The organism is Plantactinospora soyae, assembly GCF_014874095.1.
In the GTDB taxonomy this organism is placed as follows: Bacteria; Actinomycetota; Actinomycetes; order Mycobacteriales; family Micromonosporaceae; genus Plantactinospora; species Plantactinospora soyae.
On sequence record NZ_JADBEB010000001.1, the window covers coordinates 8,028,055 to 8,048,542 of the forward strand.

Annotated in this window: 15 protein-coding genes; 4 read left to right on the plus strand and 11 right to left on the minus strand. The window is 68.5% G+C overall.

Annotated features, from left to right (window positions below):
• Positions 1–123: 123 nt before the first annotated feature.
• On the minus strand, positions 124–699 hold the full coding sequence (locus tag H4W31_RS35255) for a helix-turn-helix domain-containing protein (RefSeq protein ID WP_318783589.1): 576 nt from the start codon (positions 697–699) through the stop codon (positions 124–126).
• A 106-nt stretch (positions 700–805) separates the two neighbouring features.
• Positions 806–1,237: an ester cyclase gene (locus tag H4W31_RS35260; RefSeq protein WP_192770559.1), complete on the minus strand. Its 432-nt coding sequence runs from the start codon at positions 1,235–1,237 to the stop codon at positions 806–808.
• A gap of 179 nt (positions 1,238–1,416) precedes the next feature.
• Between H4W31_RS35260 and sigJ the strand changes: the two genes are divergently transcribed.
• Both sigJ and H4W31_RS35270 read left to right on the plus strand, forming a co-directional pair.
• Entirely contained in the window at positions 1,417–2,394 is a 978-nt protein-coding gene (gene sigJ, locus H4W31_RS35265; RefSeq protein ID WP_192770560.1) for an RNA polymerase sigma factor SigJ, read from the plus strand.
• A 20-nt stretch (positions 2,395–2,414) separates the two neighbouring features.
• On the plus strand, positions 2,415–4,532 hold the full coding sequence (locus H4W31_RS35270) for an MMPL family transporter (protein WP_192770561.1): 2,118 nt from the start codon (positions 2,415–2,417) through the stop codon (positions 4,530–4,532).
• A gap of 300 nt (positions 4,533–4,832) precedes the next feature.
• Here the strand turns inward: H4W31_RS35270 and H4W31_RS35275 are convergent, their stop codons facing one another.
• The 4 genes from H4W31_RS35275 to H4W31_RS35290 all read right to left on the minus strand — a co-directional run bounded on the left by H4W31_RS35275 (position 4,833) and on the right by H4W31_RS35290 (position 9,910).
• A complete protein-coding gene (locus H4W31_RS35275; protein ID WP_192770562.1) occupies positions 4,833–5,516 on the minus strand; it encodes a hypothetical protein in 684 nt (227 codons plus the stop codon).
• A 25-nt stretch (positions 5,517–5,541) separates the two neighbouring features.
• Positions 5,542–5,859 carry a hypothetical protein gene (locus tag H4W31_RS35280; protein WP_192770563.1) on the minus strand — a complete coding sequence of 106 codons (318 nt, stop codon included), beginning with the start codon at positions 5,857–5,859 and terminating at the stop codon, positions 5,542–5,544.
• A 33-nt stretch (positions 5,860–5,892) separates the two neighbouring features.
• Positions 5,893–8,088, minus strand: coding sequence for a glycoside hydrolase domain-containing protein (locus H4W31_RS35285; protein ID WP_192770564.1), 2,196 nt, complete (start codon positions 8,086–8,088; stop codon positions 5,893–5,895).
• A 661-nt stretch (positions 8,089–8,749) separates the two neighbouring features.
• Positions 8,750–9,910 carry a low temperature requirement protein A gene (locus H4W31_RS35290; RefSeq protein WP_192770565.1) on the minus strand — a complete coding sequence of 387 codons (1,161 nt, stop codon included), beginning with the start codon at positions 9,908–9,910 and terminating at the stop codon, positions 8,750–8,752.
• 347 nt (positions 9,911–10,257) lie between these two features.
• Between H4W31_RS35290 and H4W31_RS35295 the strand changes: the two genes are divergently transcribed.
• A complete protein-coding gene (locus H4W31_RS35295) occupies positions 10,258–11,010 on the plus strand; it encodes a TMEM175 family protein (RefSeq protein ID WP_225945847.1) in 753 nt (250 codons plus the stop codon).
• A gap of 138 nt (positions 11,011–11,148) precedes the next feature.
• On the opposite strand, the gene H4W31_RS35300 is transcribed toward H4W31_RS35295, so the two are convergent.
• Both H4W31_RS35300 and H4W31_RS43985 read right to left on the minus strand, forming a co-directional pair.
• Entirely contained in the window at positions 11,149–14,487 is a 3,339-nt protein-coding gene (locus H4W31_RS35300) for a S8 family serine peptidase (protein WP_192770566.1), read from the minus strand.
• A 75-nt stretch (positions 14,488–14,562) separates the two neighbouring features.
• Complete coding sequence (locus tag H4W31_RS43985; RefSeq protein ID WP_192770567.1) at positions 14,563–15,105, minus strand: SigE family RNA polymerase sigma factor; 543 nt, start codon at positions 15,103–15,105, stop codon at positions 14,563–14,565.
• Positions 15,106–15,640: 535 nt separating this feature from the next.
• On the opposite strand from H4W31_RS43985, the gene H4W31_RS35310 reads away from it, so the two are divergent.
• Positions 15,641–15,991 (plus strand): histone-like nucleoid-structuring protein Lsr2, encoded by a 351-nt coding sequence (locus H4W31_RS35310; protein WP_192770568.1) that lies wholly within the window; start codon positions 15,641–15,643, stop codon positions 15,989–15,991.
• A 486-nt stretch (positions 15,992–16,477) separates the two neighbouring features.
• Here H4W31_RS35310 and H4W31_RS35315 read toward each other — a convergent pair whose 3' ends face one another.
• The 3 genes from H4W31_RS35315 to H4W31_RS35325 form a co-directional block, all read right to left on the minus strand.
• Positions 16,478–17,563, minus strand: coding sequence for a GDSL-type esterase/lipase family protein (locus H4W31_RS35315; RefSeq protein WP_192770569.1), 1,086 nt, complete (start codon positions 17,561–17,563; stop codon positions 16,478–16,480).
• A gap of 201 nt (positions 17,564–17,764) precedes the next feature.
• Positions 17,765–18,601, minus strand: coding sequence for an IclR family transcriptional regulator domain-containing protein (locus tag H4W31_RS35320; protein WP_192770570.1), 837 nt, complete (start codon positions 18,599–18,601; stop codon positions 17,765–17,767).
• Positions 18,602–18,671: 70 nt separating this feature from the next.
• The gene (locus tag H4W31_RS35325; RefSeq protein WP_192770571.1) at positions 18,672–20,135 is read right to left on the minus strand and encodes an amidohydrolase family protein; all 1,464 of its coding nucleotides are present in this window, start codon (positions 20,133–20,135) and stop codon (positions 18,672–18,674) included.
• Positions 20,136–20,488 lie beyond the last annotated feature (353 nt).

Consider the following 20,488-nt stretch of genomic DNA (forward strand, 5'->3'; position numbering starts at 1 on the left):
TCGGCTCGGCGGTGAGCATCACGCGGTTATGGGGGCGTACGCACCCTGTGCTCGACGTCGAGTAGCCAGGCAACGACCGCAGGTAGCCGCTCGCCGTTGCCGACGGCGAACTCGCCGAACCACTCAGGCGTCCCGGATGTGGATCCGCTCGCCCTGCGGACTGAAGAGGACGAGAATCTCGACCGGGTCGTGGCCGGCACTGGCCATGCCGTGCGGTGTCCGGGTGTCGAACTCGGCGGCCTCGCCGGGAACGAGGGTGGTGAGGTCGGATCCGATTTTGAGCTGAAGTGTCCCGCTGAGCACGTACATCCACTCGTAACCGCCGTGCGCGCCCTGTTTGATCGGGGTGCTCGGGTTCCGGCCGGGCAGGACCATCTTGAACGCCTGTACGGGGGCGGCCTGTCCGGTCAGCGGGATGTGGACCATGCCGTGGCGTCGTACCGGACGGGGATGGATTCGCGGATCTCCGGAGGGTGGGGCGCCGACCAGGTCGTCGAGGGGCACCCGGTAGACCCGCGCGAGTGGGATCAGCAGGTCGAGCGAGGGGCGCCGCAGCCCGGACTCCAGGCGCGACAGGGTGCTGACCGAGATTCCCGTCTGCTCGGCGACGTCGGCAAGCTTGAGGTTGCGCCCCTTCCGCGCCTCGCGCAGGCGGGGACCGACCGCCTCGAGCAGCGGTTCCAGTTCCTGATCCGGCACCAGCCCCACACTCCCCGACCTCACCCGTTTGCGCTTTCCGCAAGCGTACTTGCATCGGGCCGCTGCGGGTGCGGACGGTGGCCGACCGGCGGTGGCCGGGGCTCGGCTAGGTGGTAATCACGCCGAGCTGGTTCAGCTGGGAGAAGACGTTGACGACCCCCCAGATCTCGGCGATTCGGCCGTCGACGAAGCGGTAGAGAAAGATCTCGTCGTAGACGACTGACCTGCCGGTCGGCGGAAGACCCAGGTACTCACCCCGATGGGTCCCGGTGACCGTGTTCCTGCTGACGACCCTGTCCCCCTCCTCGACCAGATCCTCGACCGTGACGCGGAGGTCGGGGTACGCGCGGAGGAGCACCGGCCACACCTGCTTGAGCGCCTGCGCCCCGGTCGCGCCGGTCGGCACCGGTGCGTGGAACAACACGTCGGGGTCGACGATCTCGTCGATGGTCTGCCAGATGAGTTCCACGCCGCCGCCGATGGCGTCATGAAGGCGCCTTACCGTCGCCTTGTTGCCTGTGCCCTGGACCGTTGCCACCTGGCTTCTCCTCCGGGTCGAGTTTGTCCGCGCACTACGACGACGCGGCCCCTCGGAATGTGAGGCGGCCCGCCCGGTGCGGCAGCCGGCGGTGGAGATGCGGGTCACATCTCAGGCTGGATGTCACACTCCCGGCGCCTGTCGCGCTCTCAGGATGCGACCGCGACAGGAGGCCCACCATGTCCGACATCCCGCCCGACTTCCCGTCACCCTCGTTAGAAGGCAGCTCCCAGAAGGCGGCGGTAGCCACGGCGCCGGACACCGCGACGCAGGTGTTCGCCGATCACCGGGAGCTGTTGTTCTCCATCGTCTACAACATGCTCGGCAGCGTCGCCGACACCGAGGACGTGCTGCAGGAGACATGGCTGCCGTGGGCGAACAGGAACCAGGCACCGACGGTGGAGCGGGTCGAGAACCCACGCGCCTACCTGGTACGGGTCGCGGTGAACCGGGCGCTCGCCCACCGGGCCACCGTCAGCCGTCGCCGGGAGACGTACGTCGGGCCATGGCTGCCTGAACCGCTCGTCGGCCCCCTCGTCGACACTCCGATCACCGGCGATGCCGCCGATGCGGCCGTACGCGCCGAGTCGGTGTCGATGGCGCTGCTGGTGGTGCTGGAAACCCTCACGCCACTGGAACGCGCGGTCTTCGTCCTGCACGAGGTGTTCGGCTACGCCCACACCGAGATCGCGGACATCCTCGGCCGCAGCCCCTCGGCGGTACGCCAGCTCGCCCACCGCGCCCGCGAGCACGTCCAGGCCCGACGTCCCCGCTTCCAGGCCGACCCGCGCGTCCGCCAGCAGGTGACCGAACGGTTCCTGGCCGCCGCGCTCGGCGGTGACCTGGACGCCCTCCTGCAGCTCCTGGCACCGGAGGTGACCCTGTGGAGTGACGGCGGAGGCAGGACCCACGCAGGCGGAGGTCTACGGCCGGTGCACGGTCGGGACAAGGTCGCCCGCCTCCTCCTCGGTATCGCGGCCCGCTTCGGCAAGGCCCTCGACGTGGTCTACCGCAGCGTCAACGGCGACCCGTCGGCGCTGCTGTTCGCCGACGACACCCCGTACGCCGTCATCGTCCTCGACCTCACTCCGGACGGCGGCCAGGTGCGTGGCATCTACTCCGTGGCCAATCCCGACAAGCTCTCCCACGTCAACTGAACAGTGAGTGAGGAATCGCCATGCTGCGAAAACTGATGACCCTGCCCAGCGGCAGGATCGCGAAGTGGGCCATCCTGGCCTGCTGGCTGGCCCTGCTGATCCCGGCCTTTCTGCTGGCCGGCAAGCTCGGCGACGTAGAGAAGAACGACAATTCCGCGTGGCTGCCCAGCAACGCGGAGGCGACCAAGGTCATCGAACAGGCCAAGAAGTTCCAGCCCGCCGAGACCCTGCCCGCGATCGTGATCTACGACCGGCCCGAGGGCGTCACTCCTGCCGACATGGCCAAGGCCCAGGCCGACGTCGAGGCGTTCAAGGGCATCGACAAGGTCGTGGGACAGCCGCACGGCCCGGTGCAGGCCCAGGACGGCAGGGCCATCCAGACCGTGGTCCAGATCGACGACGGTAACGAGGGCTGGGACGGGGCCCACGCGGTCGTCGAAGCGATGACCGAGATCGGCGAAGAGAACGCCGACGGTCTCGGGTTCCACGTCACCGGACCGGCCGGCTACGCGTCCGACTCCATCACGGCCTTCGGTGGCGGAGGCGCCCTGGGCATGATCACCGCGCTGGTGGTGGTCGTCATCCTGCTGTTCACCTATCGCAGCCCGTTACTGCCACTGCTACCCCTGCTGACCGCGGGCGGCGCCCTGGTGATGGCGGAAGCGGTGATCTACCTGCTGGCGAAGAACGCCGGGCTCACCGTCAACACGCAGACCAGCCTCATCCTGACCGTACTGGTGTTCGGCGCCGCCACGGACTACGCGTTGCTGCTCATCTCGCGGTACCGGGAGGAGTTGCGGCGGCACGAGGACCGGCACGAGGCGATGGCGGAGGCCCTGTACCGCTCCAGTCCCGCGATCATCGCCAGCGCCGCGACCGTCGCCGTCAGCCTGCTGGTGCTGCTGCTGGCCACCCTCAACTCCACAAAGGGGCTCGGCCCGGCCTGTGCTGTCGGCATCCTCGTCGGGCTGCTCGCCATGGTCACCCTGATGCCGGCCCTGCTGGTCATCTGCGGCCGCTGGATCTTCTGGCCGGCGAGGCCGTCGTACGGCTCGGTCGCAACGGCCAGGGACAGCATCTGGACGCGGATCGGCACCGCCGTCGCCCGACGGCCGCGGATCGTCTGGATCGGTACCGCGCTCGCCCTCGCTGTGATGGCGATCGGGGTGGTGGGGCTCAAGGCCGACGGGATCCCGAGCAAGGGCCAGTTCACCAACGAGTCGCAGGCGGTCGTCGGCGAGGAGATCCAGGCCCGGCACTTTCCGGCCGGTTCGGGTGACCCGATCTATGTCGTCGCCAAGGCTGCCTCGGCGGAGCAGGTCAGAAGCGTGCTGTCCGGCGTGCCGGGGATCGCCGACGTCGCGCCGCCGATGATCAAAGATGGTGAGGCCTTCGTCCTCGGAACGCTCAGGGACGCCCCCGGCAGCAAGGCCGCGATGCGCACCGTCGAGCGGGCCAGAACCGAGGTCCACCGGATCGAGGACGCGGATGCCCGGCTCGGCGGCAGCACCGCGATCGCACTCGACACCCAGCAGTCGGCCGCCCGCGACGCCAAGGTGATCATCCCCGTCGTACTGGTCGTGGTCTTCCTCATCCTCGCGCTGCTGCTGCGGGCGATCGTCGCACCGCTGCTGCTCATGGCGACGGTGGTGCTGTCGTTCGGAGCGGCCCTCGGCGTGAGCGCCCTGATGTTCAACCACGTGTTCGACTTCGCCGGGGCGGACTCGAACTTCCCGCTCCTGGTGTTCGTCTTCCTGGTCGCCCTGGGCATCGACTACAACATCTTCCTGGTCACCCGGGTACGGGAGGAGGCACTGCTGCACGGCACCCGGCGTGGCGCGCGGATCGGGCTGTCCGCCACCGGCGGTGTGATCACCTCGGCGGGTCTGGTGCTGGCCGGTACCTTTGCGGCGCTGGGATCACTGCCGTTGGTGTTCGCCGCGCAGCTGGGTTTCGCGGTGGCGTTCGGTGTGCTGCTGGACACCATGATCGTCCGCTCGGTGCTGGTCACCGCGCTGACCCTGGACGTGGGTCGATGGATGTGGTGGCCCAGCAGGTTGTTCAGGCAGCACGACGACCCCCGGCCGGCGGCGGACGAGTACGACCTCGAACCGGTTCTCACCGGCACGGGCCGGTAGGTGCCAGGGGCGGGCGCACGGTCGTCCGCCCCTGCACCGGCAGCTCGGCAGGTACGGCGGGGACGGTGGTGACGACCGGCTCTCGCACCGCCACCGTGGGCGTGCTGACCGTCGTCCTCGACGGGATCGGGCCGCCACCACGACCAACGGCGTCGCCCAGTCCTGTTCGGAGTGGCAGGTGATCCGGATTCGGGTCCGGCCGGGCGAGCCGGCCGCCTGCTCCGCGCCAACGTTCCCCGCGGTCCCCACGATCATGGGATCCCTGAGCCGCCGAAACGACTGTTCACCTGGTAAAACAGGTCAGTTCGAACGCTGGACGCTGGCCAGGCTCTCGGCCCGACTACGCCGCGACGGGGAGAGCACATCCACGTCCACGCCGGCCCCCTTTCCGGGTGTCGCCTCCCATCCGCGGAACTTGTCGGCGACCGTCCGAACCTGCTCGTCATGCGGACCGATGGCGATATAGAAAAGCGACTCGTCCACCTCACGATCGTCGCCACCCCAACGCACGGTTCCCCCGCACTCGGCGAGAACATCCCGCAGCACGAGTTCCTGCATGGGGAAGAAACCTCCCTTCGCTCGAGCACCAGGCCGAATGCGAATGGCGGTACCCGAAGCGAGGTTGGACTCTGGTAGGCGTTTGTCGAGCTTGCCGATCTCACACCAGCCGGCCAGGTCCAGCCCTTGGATCGCCTCGATCTCGTAGTGGAACCGGCGCACCACGTGCAGCAGAATCGCCTCCACGTCACCGATCCACAGCGCCACACTCAACCCCGCGGCGCCCACCGACCGGGTCCATATTTGCGAGTCGCGGTCCTTGTTCGCCTGGATCGTCCACCCGTTCGCCGAGATCGCCGGACGCTTGGGCTTGCGGCGTGGAGCGGCCGACGCGGACGCGGCGGGCAGGACCGATCCGGCGGCAGCGATCCCGCCGGTGATGGCGGCGGTTCTGAGGACGGTTCGCCGAGTTATCCGGTTACTCATGTTCTTGTATTCCTCTCCAAGCCGATCAAAACAGAAAAAAGCCCGCGATGTACGGCACAAAGGAGGCAGCCACGGATGTGAGCCAGTACTGGGGTGCCGGGACGGCCGTCCTGCGGCGCATCCCCAGATTGACCAGCCCCCAGATCGCGCCGAACAGGCAGAACACCGGCGCGGCGATTACCAACCAGAGAAGCATTCCATCGCTCTCGTTCGGATCACGCTGCGTCCATCCCAGTGCGGCCAGCGGGCCGTTGACCATGAGGTACCAGGCCAGGAACAACGGAATGATCGCCGGGATGCCGAGCAGCACGTTCACGCCGATGGGTACTGGCAGCTTCCACATGCGCCGATTCTCCAAGTTGGATATCCCGACCTACTAGACGCGACAGAGCCGGTTGTAGTTCTCGAGCACGTTGTAAAGGCCGATGAGCTCGCGTCCGTACTGCGCCGCGCCATCACCGGTGCCGTTGTAGCGGGCGAGCAGCGCCTGGGTGTCAGCCTGGCCAGTGGTGAGCGACGGGCGGGCGATCCCGAGCTGATGCGCGTTGTAGATCGTCAGGTAGGCGGCAGTCGGGATGTTGTAGTGCGGATCCTGAAGAAGGTCCCACACCCCACGCGTATCTTCGCTGCCATACGGCATGCCGTTGATGATGCCCTGCTGGATGCAGTAGTTGCGGGCCGCTATGGTCACCCAGGCGAAGATCTGTCCCCAGCCGGTGCTGCTGTCGTCCTTCAGCCCGGCCCGCACGGCGTCGTCAGCGATCGGATCGAGCGGGTTCAACTTGCGCAACTCCCACATCACCGGCGCCTGGATGAGCGCCTTGCGAAGTTTCAAGGTCCGGGCCAGGTTCGTGAACAGCCAGTCGGCCTCCATGACGTAGTTGAACGCCTCCGTGGTGGTGACCAGGTTATAGGTGACCCAGTCGTTGTCCTTCCAACCCTCGCCGCCGGTCTCCGGAACGCCGATCGACGTGAGGTACGTCTGGACCCCCGTGAGCAGCGCCGCCCGGTAGCGGGCCCTGTCGAAGTCGACATCGAGATCGTCCGTGTTCGGCGCTGGGGGATCGAAGTCGCCTTGGCCGGTGTCACGCCCGGAGGCGATGTTGTTGTCGATCTCGATCCGTCCGTCGCCGGAGCCGATCGTGATCGTAGCAATCTGGTCGAAAGCCCAGTTCGTGGGCAGCGGGTAACCGAGGTTTCCGGAGAACCCGGACGACATGTCGGAGACGAACGAGGTGGCCGCGTAGCCTGCGTCGGACACACGCTGGCATACGTTGCGAGGACCGTAGACGCCCACGCCGTAGTCGGACAGTTCGCCGATGGTGCGGTAGACGCCCCGGAAGTGCGGGAGGATGTAGTCGGTGACTTCGTGGTCCATCGCGTCGTAGTCCACGGCGAAGTAGATGATGGAGCCCGGCTTGAAGCCGTGAATCCTCGCCCATTCGATGGCGTTGGACGCGTCAACGCAGCCTTGGGAATAGTGGAAGTAGTCCGCGTCCCGGGACCAGGTCTGGTAGATCGGAAAGCAGCGCAGTCCATATTGCTTGATCGTGGCGAGCTCGCCGGGCTGGATCTGCTTTTCCGGGAGGTCCGTGCTGGACGGGTTGTAAAGATACCGGCCGATGTATTTGTAGCCGGCAGCCTTCAGCGCTTGTGCGCGGGCCGGCGTGATCTTGGTGACGCCGTCGTTCGCGGTGCCTCTGCGGCTCTGGTCGCCGTAGGAGACGAGAAGCGACGCCCAGGTCTGGAAGTCGCCGGTGCCGTTGACCGGCAGCGCCGCGAACGATTGGAAATCGCGGACTGCGGTCTGCACTCCGGTGGTGAAGTTCCCGAAGGGGACGCTCCGCTTGTTGAGATTCATCGCCGCGGTGAACAGCTGGGCCCACACGCCGGTGGAGCCGACCGCGACCGGGTGGGATCGGAGGCCCGCTTGAGTGCCGGGCCCGAACACGCCGTTGGCGACGCCGTCGGCCATGCCCAACTCGTATTGGATCGCCAGCAGCATCGACTTTGCGACATCACGGGAGTGGTGACCGTCGCAGGGGATGATGAAGAAGTCGCTGCGGTTCACGTACCGGCCGTTAAGCCACTGCTGAATGGCACGGATGACGCCTGACCCGTTGTTGACGACGACGTATGCGTCCATGTTGAAAAGCCCCTTGACCACCTTGGGTTCAAGAGAACTTCCCGGGAATGCGCCAGCGACTCCCATGTCCTGCTTCAGTTGGGTGACAGCAGCCGCGACCCGGGAGTTGTAAATGCCGTCGAACCCACCGCCGTCATAACCTTTGCAGTAAAGGGCGGACTGAATAATGCAGCCGAAGATCCATGACGGAACGGTCGCCGCATTGAGGCTGGGGAACTTGGTGCGAAGTGTCGAGAGTGTGGTCGGACCGAACGTGTCCGACAGAGACGTGATGCCTAACTCATGCTGAAGAGCCCGGGTCAGGGCGTACATCGTGGTCCAGCCGGTTTGGCCGTTTTCCTCCAGCTTGGATATGCCGAGAGTTGCGCCGTTGCTGTATGTGCTGTTGATGAAACGTTGGGCCAGCCGGACCATTTCGTCAGCCATCCGCGATCCTTTCTTCGATGCGCGCATCAGTGCATCACAGCATCGGAAAATCGCGGAGAGTCGAAAATGAACGCCAACCATGATCCGACGTTGCGCTCAAGGAATCCACCTGAGCGAAGTTGCGCCGATCGGCCAGCGTCACTGCCCCCCGCGTATGACAAGACGGAGCCTACGGGAGGCACTTCCGTTAGACAATCCATCGGGGACGATCTCCCACTGCCCGACCGACGCCGTCCGACCCCTACGGCTCCGTCGTAGTTAGCTCTTGTCCGTTGTAGTGCCGTATTTACCGAGAGAGCGTCTAATTCATGAATTTTGTGAGTGATGCCGTCTTCAGTCGTCCCGCCAGGTTGGGGTGGTTTCGGCGGTGACGCGTTTGGTGAGGTTGTCGATCATTGCATCCGCCAACCGTCAGCCCCGTCGGCGAGGTGGAACGTGCCCGGTGCCAACGGGGATCGGGCCCGGGTTGGCTCGACGTCCCGTCACCAGGACCACGGAAACGGGACCGCCTCGCCTACGATCTGACCCGTCCGAGAAGGAGAATCCACCATGGAGAACGGTCGCGGGGCACCGTCGACCACCGTGCCGGCGAGCGTTCCCGCCACCTCCCAGTGGCACGTCCTCGGTACCCGTGGCGGGCGGGACGGCGCTCGGCCTCCGGTCAGCCGCGCCGCTCGCGGGTGCTGACCACGTCGGCCAGGACGATGCCGAACAGGACTACCACGACGGTCCCGGAGACGGCGAGCGCCGGTAGGAAGACCATCACCGGTGCCATCACGATCAGCACGCCGATCCCGATCAGCCAGGGCCGGGCAACATGCACGAAGACCTCGTGTCCCAGCAGGGCACGGCCGGCGAGGAAGAGGCCCGGACCGCCGATGATCACCGCGACCCAACCGCCGGGTGTGTCACCGAACGGATGCCGGATGATCAGCTCGTCGCCGACCGTGGTGAGGACGACGCCGGCCACCATGATCAGGTGGGCGTATCCGGCCCACTTGGTCTCCCGGGCCGGATCGGCGGAGCTGGTGATGGCGCTGCCCAGCTTCTCCCTGGTCCGGTAGAAGTAGATCCACCAGAGCAACACCGTGGTGACGAACGAGATGACGAACGCGATGCTCCGGTACAGGCTGTAGTCGCTGCTCCGGAAGGTCCGGGCGGTGATAACCACGGTCTCGCCGAGAGCGATGATGACGAACTGCCGGTACCGCTCGGCCAGGTGCTCACCGGCGGTGTTCCACTCCCAGGCCGGTGAGCGTCCGATCTTCGGGGTCGGCCACCGCAACACCGGCCCCAGGTAGTCCAGGGCCAGAGCCGCCGTCCAGAGCAGTAGCCGGGCCTCGAGTGGGGAGAAGGCGCCCGCGAACCAGATCGCGCCGGAGACACTGAACCAGAAGATTCCCCGCAGCGGTCGGTTGCGCAGTCGGTGCTTGCGCAGGATCACCGCGAGCACGGCGCTACGGCAGAGGTGGATTCCGACGTAGGCGGCGGCGAAGAGCGCTCCGCGCCCGTCGAAGGCGTCGGGGATCGCGGTCGACATCACCAGGCTGCCGAACATGATCACGATGACCAGCAGTTGGACGGCGGGTCGCCGCGAATCCAGGGTGTCGGTGGCAAGGTTGGTGTACGACCAGACCCACCAGGTCGCCAGCAGCAGGAGCAGCGTCTGGTAGGCGCCGAGCGGGTGCAGATCCGCCACCAACTCCTCGGCCAGCCGGGCCAGTGTGAAGACGAAGACGAGATCGTAGAAGAGCTCCACGTACGTCGCCCGCTGCGGCTGATTCGGGTCACGGATCAGCGTCGAGTACCTGCCCGTCGTCATCCGCCGCCCGCTTTCGCGCCCCCCACAACCAGGCTTCCGGCCCAGGCCCCGACCGCGTACCGATCGCGTACCGCCGTCGAAGCAGTCGTACCACGGTGCGCCGGCCCTGATCCCGAGTTCCGGCGATGTGCCGCTACCCGCCCAGCCATCGCGGATCAGCGGGTTTGACCTGGTCCACAGCGGGAATCCGGCCGCGACCAGCGCGAGGTCGGGAGGCGCCCTGCGTCGCGGAGGAGCCCGGAATGACTCGTCAACACGCGACGGGCCCGGCCGACAGGGCAGGTCCCGTCGGGAAGCGTCGCGGGGCGAACGCGTCCGTCCGAAGATAGGCACGGGTCGACGCCGACATGCGCTGGTTCCGAGCGATCCGCAGGACCGCCACCGACCGGGACTCGACCGGCAGGGAGTCGGCCGACAGGACCTCCACCGGCAGGGACTCGGCCGGATCCAGCCGACCGATCGGCGCGGAACGTGATCCCGCCCGGCTCATCGCCTTCAGCGACGCCGTCTTCGCTATCGCCGTCACCCTGCTCATCCTGGAAATCCGCCCACCGCAGGACACCCGTGACCTGCTCCACGGTCTCACCGCGCTCTGGCCCTCGTACCTGGCCTACACGGTCACGTTCCTGCTCATCGGCCAGGTGTGGGTGAACCACCGCGTCATGTTCGACCACGTCCGCGCCGCCGACCGTCTGGTGCTGTTCCTCAACACGCTGCTGCTGATGGTCGTCGCGTTCCTGCCCTTCGCCTCCTCCGTGCTCGCCGCCGCGTTCGAGTCCGGTCACGGACAGCGGAGCGCAGTCGTGTTCTACGGGATCGCCTTCGAGACGGCCGTCGTACTGTTCAACATCACCTGGGAGTACGTCCGGCGCGGCAAGCGCCTGCTCCGGCAGAGCATCGACACGGCCGGCGCTAACGCCATCGGTAGGCGTTACCGTCTCGCACTCGTCTGGATCGCCGTCGGAACCGCGGTCGGCGCCCTGCACCCCGTCGCCGGTGTGCTGGTGATCGCCGCCTTCATCCCCGCCTACTGGCTGCCGATCGGCGGCGAGGTCGCCGCCGTCAGACGCGTACGCGACCGCGGCCCCGCGCCGCCCTGAGCGCAACGTACGCGGGTCGGCCCCGCGCAGGACGTACGCGGGGCCGACCGGCAGGCGCTTCGACGGGGCGGCCCCGCTCGGCCACTTCCGGTGCGACACCGGAGGTGACCTCGAGGGGCCGCCGGCCCGTCAGGACGACTATCCGATCCCGTAGGCGCGGATCACCGTCTGCCGTACCGTGTTGCCGGACCGGTCCGTCGCGGTGGCCCGGAGTGAGACGAAACCACTTCCCTTCGGATGCTTGACGTGCACCGCGCCGACGCCGTTGACCGCGATGACGGTGGCCCGGTGCCAGGTGGCCCCATCGTCGTAGGAAACCTCGACGCCGAGGGAGCGGACGTTGCCGCCGGTCGACCCCGGCTGCGGCCGCGCCGACACCGGGATGAGGAACGATCGACCGGCCGGCGCCATGTTGTGCTGGTCCAGCGGTGGGCTGAACCGTATCCCGGACAGCGGCAACCGCACCGGACTCTCCCCCGGCACGTGACCGGACCGGAAGGTCCAGGCCGCCTCCACCCGGGTGGAGAGGGCGATGGGCTGGGCACGGGTCCCGGTGACCTCCAGCCGGTAGTCCGCCGCCGCCGGTGGAACCTCGAAGGCCTCCCAGAGACCGTCCGACTCCCCGACCTTGACACCGTCCCGGTACAGGACCATCTTCTCGACCGCGTCGAACGCCAGGACCTGCCGACCGGCGCCGTCGGCGTAGAGCGGCATGTTCACGAAGACCTTGTCCCCGACCCGGGAGACGTAGTCCTCCGGCCAGCCCGGGCTCTCCAGGCTCGCGCCGAACACCGCCTGGTTCCACTGGTTACGGGTGACCGTACCGGTCTGGTACGTCGTACGGACCGGCTCCACGGCCGTCAGGATGGAACCGGACCCGTCCCGTTCCAGCACGTGGTGGCTCCACTGCACGTCGGGATCGGAGTTGAAGTACTCGGTCCGTTCGAAGGGCGAGTCGAACAGCAACGAGGCGCTGAACGCCCCGCCCACACCGGGGAAGAACGCCGGGTCGAAGACGTCGAAGTACGCGTCGCCGACCACGTTGTGGGCGTACCGTGTGTGGATGGTGGCCAGGTCCGACTGGCGTACCTGCCGGGTGAAGCCGTCGAACCGGTCGGCCGGCACCGACCAGGCCAGGTTGTAGACGAACGGGCTGTTGTAGACGTCGTTCTCCGGATCCGCCCTCGCCCAGCTGCCGACCACCGTTGCGAAGAACCCGGGCACCGCACCGCCGTCGTCGAGGCGTCCCAGGCGCGTTTGGGCGAAGCTGTCGCCGAACACGCCGAAGCCGTAACTGCTCCCCCCGACCGGCACCTGCACGGCAAGATCCGCGAAGACCTGGGCCGCGTCCGCCCGGGGCAGGGTGACCGACACCGGCTCGGCCTTACGCGCGTCCACGACCACCGTGGTCGGTCCGGTCACCTCCACGACCGGCTGGGTCAACAAGTTGCTCACGTCGTCGTCGTGGAGCACGCTCAGCAATGCGTACCGGCCCTTGGGCAGCCGGACGGTGGCCGTGCCCGTGCCCTCCGCACCACAGGGCCGGTGGACGTCGTCCTCGGTCAACCCCGCCCCGTCGAGGCCGACGAGTTCCGAGCACGCACGGGTCGGCGCACCGGCCCGGTCCAGGTGGGAGACGGTGACGTCGTACATCTCCGTGGCCCGGTCCACCGTGAACGGCGTCCGCAGCACCAGGTCGCCCGTGGTGGCGACGAGCCGACCGGTGTAGAGGCCGTCGGTGGTGTCGACCCGGGTGTCCGCGGTGACGCTCACCTCGGCGGTGCCACCGGCCGGCACGGTCACCGTCGACGGGTTCACCGTGAACATGCCGGCGGGTGCCGCCGTACCGTCCGGTCCGGACGCCTCCAGGGAGAGGGCCAACGTCAGCGGTGCCGTACCGCTGTTGCGGTACGTCACGGCCCTCGCCACCGGTACGTCGTCGTGGTGCGGCCACGATTGCCCGCCGAACCCGACGCTCGGCGGGTCGCTGGCGAGCGTCTGGTCGATCGACCGCGCCACGTCCACCCGGCCGGCCCCCTGCGCGAACATGTCCAGTTCCGGATGGGGTACGGCGGCGGCCATCAGCGTCGACTTGAGCGCGCCGGCCTGCCACCCCGGATGCCGTTGTGCCAGGATCGCCGCGGCGCCCGCCACGTGCGGCGTCGCCATGGAGGTGCCCGACATCGTCCGGTACGGCTGATCCGGGGCCGGACCGTCCGAGCTGCGTGCCGCGACGATGTCCGTCCCCGGCGCGGTGATGTCCGGCTTGGGCCCACCGTCACCCGTACGCGGGCCACGGTTGGAGAACCAGGCCAGCTCGTCGGACCGGTCCACGGCACCGACCGCGAGCGCGGCGTCGGCGCTCGCCGGAGAGGCGATGGCAGCAGCCTGACCGTCGTTCCCGACCGCGACGACGAAGAGCGTGCCGTACTGCTCGGTCAGGGTCTGTACGGCCTGCTCGACCGGATCCACCTCGGGAGTGTCCTGCCCGCCCAGGCTCAGGTTGACCACCGCGGCACCCCGTTCGGCCGCCCACTGCATGCCGGCCAGGATCGACGAGTCGGGGCAGCCACGCGTGATGCAGACCTTGCCGGCCAGCAGCCGCGCCCCGGGTGCCACGCCCCTGTTCCGACCGTCCGAGGCGGCACCGGTGCCGGCGATGGTCGAGGCCACGTGCGTGCCGTGGCCCACCACGTCCCGCGCGTCCTCCTCGGTGAAGTTGGCCGTGCCGGTCACCTGCCCGGCCAGATCCGGGTGGTCGGCGTCGACGCCGGTGTCCAGCACCGCCACCGTGACGCCGGTGCCGTCCAGCCCTGCCTGCCAGGCCGCCGGTGCACCGATCTGCGGCACGCTCTGTTCGAGCGTGGGCTTGCGCAGCCCGTCGAGCCAGATCTTCGAGACGCCGCCGCGCAGGCTCCTGCTGGGGGCCACACCGGCTACGCCCCGCCAGAACTCGGTCAACGTCGCCTTGTCCGCCCGTACCGCCATGCCACCCACCGACGGCAGGTCCCGGACCACCTCGGCGCCCCGGGCGGTCACCGTACTGCGCGCCGCCGACCGGCTGCCGCCGGCCGTGACGATCAACGGCAGGTTGGCACGACGGTCGTCGTAGCCGAACTCGATCAGCGTCGTCACGTCGAAGAGCCGCGCGTCGAGCCGTCCGTCCTGGACCAGCGCCAGGGCGTCCACCGGGGTGACGTGCAGCCGCCCGTCGAGCCGCCGGGTCAGTGCCGGAATGCCCTTCCGGCCCGCGCCCGGTTCGACCGAGGCCACCCCGTCGGCACGTACCGTGACCCGGTCCCCGGTGATCAACGTGACCGAGCGGTCGGGCTCCCCCGGACGCTGCGGCGCCCGGACCGCCTCCGTACCCGAATCCGGCACGGCGGCCCAGGCCGTCGTCCCCGCCGGTCCGGCGGACGACACGACCAGAGCGATGATCGCGGCCCCACCGCCCCACCGGGCGACTGTCCTCAACATCTGTCCTCCCACAGGATCCTCATACCGCTAGAAAGCACTGCGGGACATCGAAAGGTTCCATCGTGGTCGGGGTGGTTAGCGCGGCGATGTCGGACGGGCCGGGGCAGTGGCCGGAGCGATTGCGTCGGCGAGCGGGCCGCCGGGGCGCCGCAGCGCGCTGATGGCCCGGTGTGCCCGGCTCTTCACCGTGCCGACGTGGCAGCCCAGAACCGCCGACACCTCCCGCTCGGTGAGCCCGCCCCAGAACCTGAGCAGCAGTACCACCCGTTGTTGTGCCGGCAGCGCCCGCAGGGTGGCGAGCACCAGTCGGGCGAGGTCGCGTGGCTCGTACGGGTCGTCGGTCCGCCCGTCGGGCAGAACGTCGGTCGGGATCTCCCGCCGCCACCGCTGGCGGCCGATCCGCCAGGCCGCCCGCATCATCACCTTTTTCGTGTACGCCTCGGCGTCACCGCCCGGATGCAACCGCCGCCAGGCCCGGTACGTCTTGACCAGTGCCTCCTGGGTGAGGTCCTCACCGTGCCCGTGGTCGCCGGTGAGCCGCACCCCGTGGCGTACCAGCCCGGGGTAGCGGGTCCGGACGAACTCGGCGAACTCTGCTTGCCCGTCGCGGCCGGTCACCAGGACCGCCCCCCGTCGCACAGGACTCGCAGTTCCGTCACGAAGCCTCCAATGTCGTCCGGCTGTGCCTGTCACGGGTACGACCACCGGCGGACCGTCGCGGTGACACCTCGGCCCGCCGGCGTCGTCGGCGAGGCGGCTGCCGCTCGCCGCGGGAGCCCGGATCGCGGTGGACCGCCCGGCGTGCGCATCATCCCACCCCGGCCGCTTGCGGACAGTACCGATATGCATTGAATACCGGTTTCCGGTGGCAAGCCGCCGGGTCGGTGTCGGTGACCCCAGCGCAGTGCTTTCTCCGACCGGGTCGGGACTCGAATCAACAAGGTAGGTTCCATGCCGACGGCCTGGTAGACACGAATAGAACGGTCTCCCGCGACAGTGACCCGCATGGGGTACGAATCAATCCTGTACCCGTCGGCCAACGCTGAGTCACCGATCAAACCTGCTTTGTACGGGGCGTCCGCTTGGCGTGACATGCGCCCGACGCGCTACTGTGCTTTTGTTGCGGAGACATCCACTCGAAGGGAACGCCACAGTGGCCAAGCAAATCATTCACAAGCTGGTCGACGACCTGGACGGCGGAGACGCCGACGAAACCGTCAAGTTCTCGCTCGACGGAGTGCAGTACGAGATCGACCTCTCCAAGAAAAACGCCGGGAAACTGCGGGACCTATTCGCCCCGTACGCCGCGTCGGGCCAGAAGGTCGGCCGGGGTGCCGTGGTCGTCGGTGGTCGTGCCGCACGTGGCAGGGGCAGCGCGACCGCCGACCGGGAGCAGAACAAGGCCATCCGTGCCTGGGCCAAGAAGGAGGGGCGGGATATCTCCGATCGCGGCCGTATCCCGCAGGAGATCGTCGACGAATACCACGCCAAGGCCGGTCGCTGAGGTTCACGGCACGCCCCCACGTCCAGGTCGGACGCGGGGTGCGGGTCGACGGCGGACAGCTGTTCGGACGGATCGGGATCAACGCACGTCCGGGCCGGAGTGGTGTCGCCGACCCGGACGAGTCGCGCGGACCGTCGCGGATGGTTCAGCGGTGCCGGCGCGGAACGACAACCGCCTTCCTGGGAACGCCGCGTCGGGTGTGACCCGACGCGATTCCCGAGGGCGGGGGCCGACCGGATCGGATCGACGGCCGGCATAGGCCACCTCCGGATATTCCCGGTGAGCCACGTCACTGCCGGACGGCCACCGGGATTCCCCGAATATCGCAGGTACCCGGTCTCGCGGCGGACCGGGAAAGTGGACGATGTGCGGGCCAGACATCTCGACCCGCTCATCGCACCGGCCGTTCGGAACTGGGCCGGCGTCACCGGAAGCGTCGGATCGACGGCCGGGGCGGAGCCGTACGCCGGCCCCGCCCCAACCGGGTCAACTGGCGGTACAGGTGGGCGTCACGCCCGCTCCGCTTCCGGTGGCCTGGAAACCGAACTCGGTCGACTGTCCGGCGGCGATCCGGCCGTTGAAGCTCACATTCGTGAACTGGACCGCGCCGCTGTTGCCGCTGCGTTGGTTGTTCCAACCATTCGTGATCGTGGTGCCGGACGGCAGTGTCAATCCGACCGTCCAGCCGTTGGTTCCGGCCGAGCCGGCCGTGACCCGTACCGTCGCCACGAAACCGCCGCCCCAGGTGTTGAGCGAGGCCGAGGCCGTGCAGCCGGCACCACCGGGCGGGTTGGTCGGCGGGGTCGTGGGTGGGGTGGTCGGCGGGGTCGTGGGTGGGGTGACAGTGGGGGTCGGGGTGCCGCCCTCGGTCAGGCTGCCCGGCACGGCCCGCAGGGCGTTATACCAGGTGGTGGCCATCTTGCTGTAGCCGGTCGCGTTGGGATGTACACCGTCGGCCAGGTCGGCGGTGGTGAGCGCGGAGTACATGTCGACCAGGTACACCGGACGACCTGCGTTCGCCCGGGTCTGGACGATCTGCGGGATGGCCGCGTTGAAGCTCCGCACCTGGGCGTTGCTGCTCGCGGATCCGGCCGGCACGATCGTGGCCACGAAGACCATCGCCGCCGGTGCCGTGCTGTGGATGCGGTCGATCAGCGCCGCCAGCCGGTTCGGAGCGTTCGGCAGGTCGCGGTTCTGGAAGACGTCGTTGGTGCCGATGTGCAGCAGGATCGTGCGGGGCGTGTAGGTGCGGAGCCAGTTGACGATGTTGGCGTCGAGCTGGTCGATCCGCCAGCCGGAGTGTCCCTCGTGGTCACGGTCGCCGAGGCTGGCCGGCCCGTTCGCCTGGGAGCCGACGAAGTCGACCGAGTAGCCCCCGGCGACCACCTTCTGCCAGAGGTCGATCCGGTAGCCGCCCGGTACGTTGAAGCCGTCGGTGATCGAGTCGCCGAGTGGCAGCACCCGCACTCCGGCGGCCGCCTCCACCCGGGTACTGGTGTGGGTCAGGACGGCGGCCGTCACCAGCAGCGCCGTCAACAGCACCCCGGCACACCGCCGGACGCGTGAAGTCATGAGGTCAACTCCCTCCGGTTTGAATTGATATTTGTCGATTGCATACCCGGCCCGCGTGATCCGGCGGCGAAGCGCCGAACTGAGCGGCGAGCGCGCATCGACGTGCGCCGAACGGAGGCGGTCCCGGGGCGGACATCTTCGCCACGGGACCGTTCGAGTGCGCCGCCGGCAACGGGGGTACGGCCGGAGTGGACGACAGGATCAGGGCAGGCGTACGCCGAGCGGCACGACGCCACGGCGTGGTTCGTGCACGGAGATCGGCAGGGTGTCCAGCAGCGCCCAGTCCCGGCTGATGTCGGCGGCGGTACGGAGCAGCCGGGGCAGGTGGTCCTCGGTCAACTTCTCCACACTGGTCTCCGCCGCGTGCACCGTCACGTTGACGGCGGCCACGACCTTGCCGTCGCCGTTGCGTACCCCGGTGGCGACCGATCGGATGCCGGGGGCAAGGTCCTGGTCGGCCAGCGCCCACCCCCGGGCCCGGACCTCGCGCAACGTCCGGTCGAGTTCGTCGCGCTCCGGCTGCCACCACGGAGTGATCCCGGATCGGGTCGGCTCGGCCAGCACGGCGGTGAGTTCGGCCTGGTCGAGCGCGGCCAGCAGGATCTTGCCCATCGACGTGGCGGCAGCCGGGAATCGCGTGCCGACGGTGACCGCCAGCGTGACGATCTTCGGCACCGCGACCCGGGCGACATAGACGATGTCGTTGCCGTCGAGCTGGGCCATCGAGGACGACTCGTTGGTCTGGTCGACGAGGCGACGCATGTGCGGCTCGGCGATCTCCCACATGTTCAACGAGTTGATGTAACTCATCCCCAGTTCCAGCACCCGTGGGGTGAGCGCGAAGCCCCGGTCGGCGGAGCGGACGTAACCGAGTTCGTCGAGGGTGAGCAGGATCCGCCGGACGGTCGGGCGGGCCAGGCCGGTCGCGGCGGCGATCTCACTGAGCGTGAGCACCGGTCGGCCGGCCCGGAAGCAACGCAGCACGTCCAAGCCACGGGCCAGGGCCTCGATGAAGTCAGGTCCCGCCTCGCGCGTCATCCCGCCCACTTCCTCTGCCGACGATGCGGCCCACTCCGACCAGGGCCGACGCGGGCGTACCCGCGTCGACTCAATGCTTCCATTGGGCCGAGCCGGCGTCCCACTCGGTGTACGTGTACGGATTGTCCATCAGGTGCGTTTCCGGGATGTCCGGGTTCATGCCCCGGGCCCAGGCCTCGTCCCCCATCGAACCGATCAGGTGCTCGATGGTCCGCTCGACCTCGCGCCGGGCCTTGCCGAGGTCGATGCCGACCAACCGGTGCGCGTGCTTGACCAGCCGGCCGTTGACCACCACCGAGTGCACGTCACCGCGCTGCGCCTGGAAGGCCACCTGGCCGTACGGGTGCAGGATCGGGAACATCACCGGAGAGCCGTCGTTCTTGATCAGTACGACGTCCGCCTTCTTCCCCACGGTCAGGCTGCCGACCGTGTCGTCCAGCCCGAGTGCGCGGCTGCCGCCCCGGGTGGCCCACTCGACCACCTGCTCGGCCCGCAGGTGGCAGTGCGTGATGGTCTCCTGCCGGCCGTGCGCCTCCAGGTGCTCCCGGGAGCGGTCCGCGCCGAGAGTGCTCCGCATGGCACTGAACAGGTCCCCGCTCCACCAGACGCTGGTGTCCATGGAGAGCGAGACCGGGATGCCGTGGTGCCGCAGTTGCCAGGTGGGCGGGTAGCCCTGGCCGGCGCTCTGCTCGCTCTCCGTGGAGACCGAGACAGATCCGCCGGTGGCGGCGATCCGGTGGTACGAGTCCTGGGTGAGGGTGGCCGCGTGTACGTACACGGTCTCCGGGGTCATGAAGCCGTTCTCGTACATCAGCCGGATGCCGTCGTCGTTGGTGGCGCCCCAGACACCGGCGTGGGTGGTGACCGGTACGCCCAACTCGCGGGCCACCTCGAAGGCCGCCCGCTCCGGGAAGGCGGGGTCCCCGGTGACGTCGAACGCCATCTGGAAGCCGAGCATGTCGTCACGGCCGTGCAGGCGCCGCTGAACGAAGTCGCGGAACTCCGGACTGGTCGCCCACTCCCAGGGGCCCTGCTGGATGTTGCCGTACGCGAGCACGAACCGGCCCGGTACCGCCTCCAGGGCGTCGACGGCGGCGTCGGCGTGCTGCGGTGTCTGGAGTCCGTGCGACCAGTCGACCGTGGTGGTGACACCGGCGTCGAGCGCCTCGATCGCGCCGAGCAGGTTGCCGGCGTAGATGTCCTCGGGCCGGAAGAGTTTGCCGGATTCGAGGTAGTACCAGACGAAGTACTGGGTCAGGGTCCAGTCGGCGCCGTACCCGCGCATCGCGGTCTGCCACAGGTGCCGATGGGTGTCGATCATCCCTGGCATCAGGATCCCCCCGGTGGCGTCGATCTCCAGGGCGTCCGGTGGCGCGGTCAACCCGACGCCGACCTCGGCGATGCGCTCACCGACCACGAGCACGTCGGCGCCGGGCAGCACCGTCCGGGCGTCGTCCATGGTCAGGACCAGACCGTTGCGGAAAATCACCGGCCGGTCCGACGCGGCCGCCGGACCGTTGTCGATCGTGCTCATGCCGTCTCCTCGCTTCGCTCGTCGGCGTCATGAGCCGGCAAACTGGGCTGGCCGATTCGCTCACTGCGCTCGCTCACGCCGTCTCCTCGCTTCGCTCGTCGGCGTCATGAGCCGAGAAACTGGGCCGACTGATTCGCTCACTGCGCTCGCTCACGCGTCTCCTCGCATCGCTTGTCGGCGTCATGAGCCGAGAAACTGGGCTGGCCGATTCGCTCACTACGCTCGCTCACGCCGTCTCCTCGCATCGCTTGTCGCCGGATGCCGGGGCCGCTAGCGGACGGTTGTCCGCCTGGTGGTCAGAGCCTGAGTGGCGAAATTGTGAGCCGGACCACGAGGCTTGTCAAGAGGTCGGA

Excerpts from the sequence above, each read along its gene's own strand:
- sigJ (WP_192770560.1), top strand. The coding sequence starts at position 1,417 with ATGTCCGACATCCCGCCCGACTTCCCGTCACCCTCGTTAGAAGGCAGC.
- H4W31_RS35270 (WP_192770561.1), top strand. The coding sequence starts at position 2,415 with ATGCTGCGAAAACTGATGACCCTGCCCAGCGGCAGGATCGCGAAGTGG.
- H4W31_RS35275 (WP_192770562.1), bottom strand. The coding sequence starts at position 5,516 with ATGAGTAACCGGATAACTCGGCGAACCGTCCTCAGAACCGCCGCCATC.
- H4W31_RS35280 (WP_192770563.1), bottom strand. The coding sequence starts at position 5,859 with ATGTGGAAGCTGCCAGTACCCATCGGCGTGAACGTGCTGCTCGGCATC.
- H4W31_RS35285 (WP_192770564.1), bottom strand. The coding sequence starts at position 8,088 with ATGGCTGACGAAATGGTCCGGCTGGCCCAACGTTTCATCAACAGCACA.
- H4W31_RS35290 (WP_192770565.1), bottom strand. The coding sequence starts at position 9,910 with ATGACGACGGGCAGGTACTCGACGCTGATCCGTGACCCGAATCAGCCG.
- H4W31_RS35295 (WP_225945847.1), top strand. The coding sequence starts at position 10,258 with ATGCGCTGGTTCCGAGCGATCCGCAGGACCGCCACCGACCGGGACTCG.
- H4W31_RS35300 (WP_192770566.1), bottom strand. The coding sequence starts at position 14,487 with ATGTTGAGGACAGTCGCCCGGTGGGGCGGTGGGGCCGCGATCATCGCT.
- H4W31_RS35315 (WP_192770569.1), bottom strand. The coding sequence starts at position 17,563 with ATGACTTCACGCGTCCGGCGGTGTGCCGGGGTGCTGTTGACGGCGCTG.
- H4W31_RS35320 (WP_192770570.1), bottom strand. The coding sequence starts at position 18,601 with ATGACGCGCGAGGCGGGACCTGACTTCATCGAGGCCCTGGCCCGTGGC.
- H4W31_RS35325 (WP_192770571.1), bottom strand. The coding sequence starts at position 20,135 with ATGAGCACGATCGACAACGGTCCGGCGGCCGCGTCGGACCGGCCGGTG.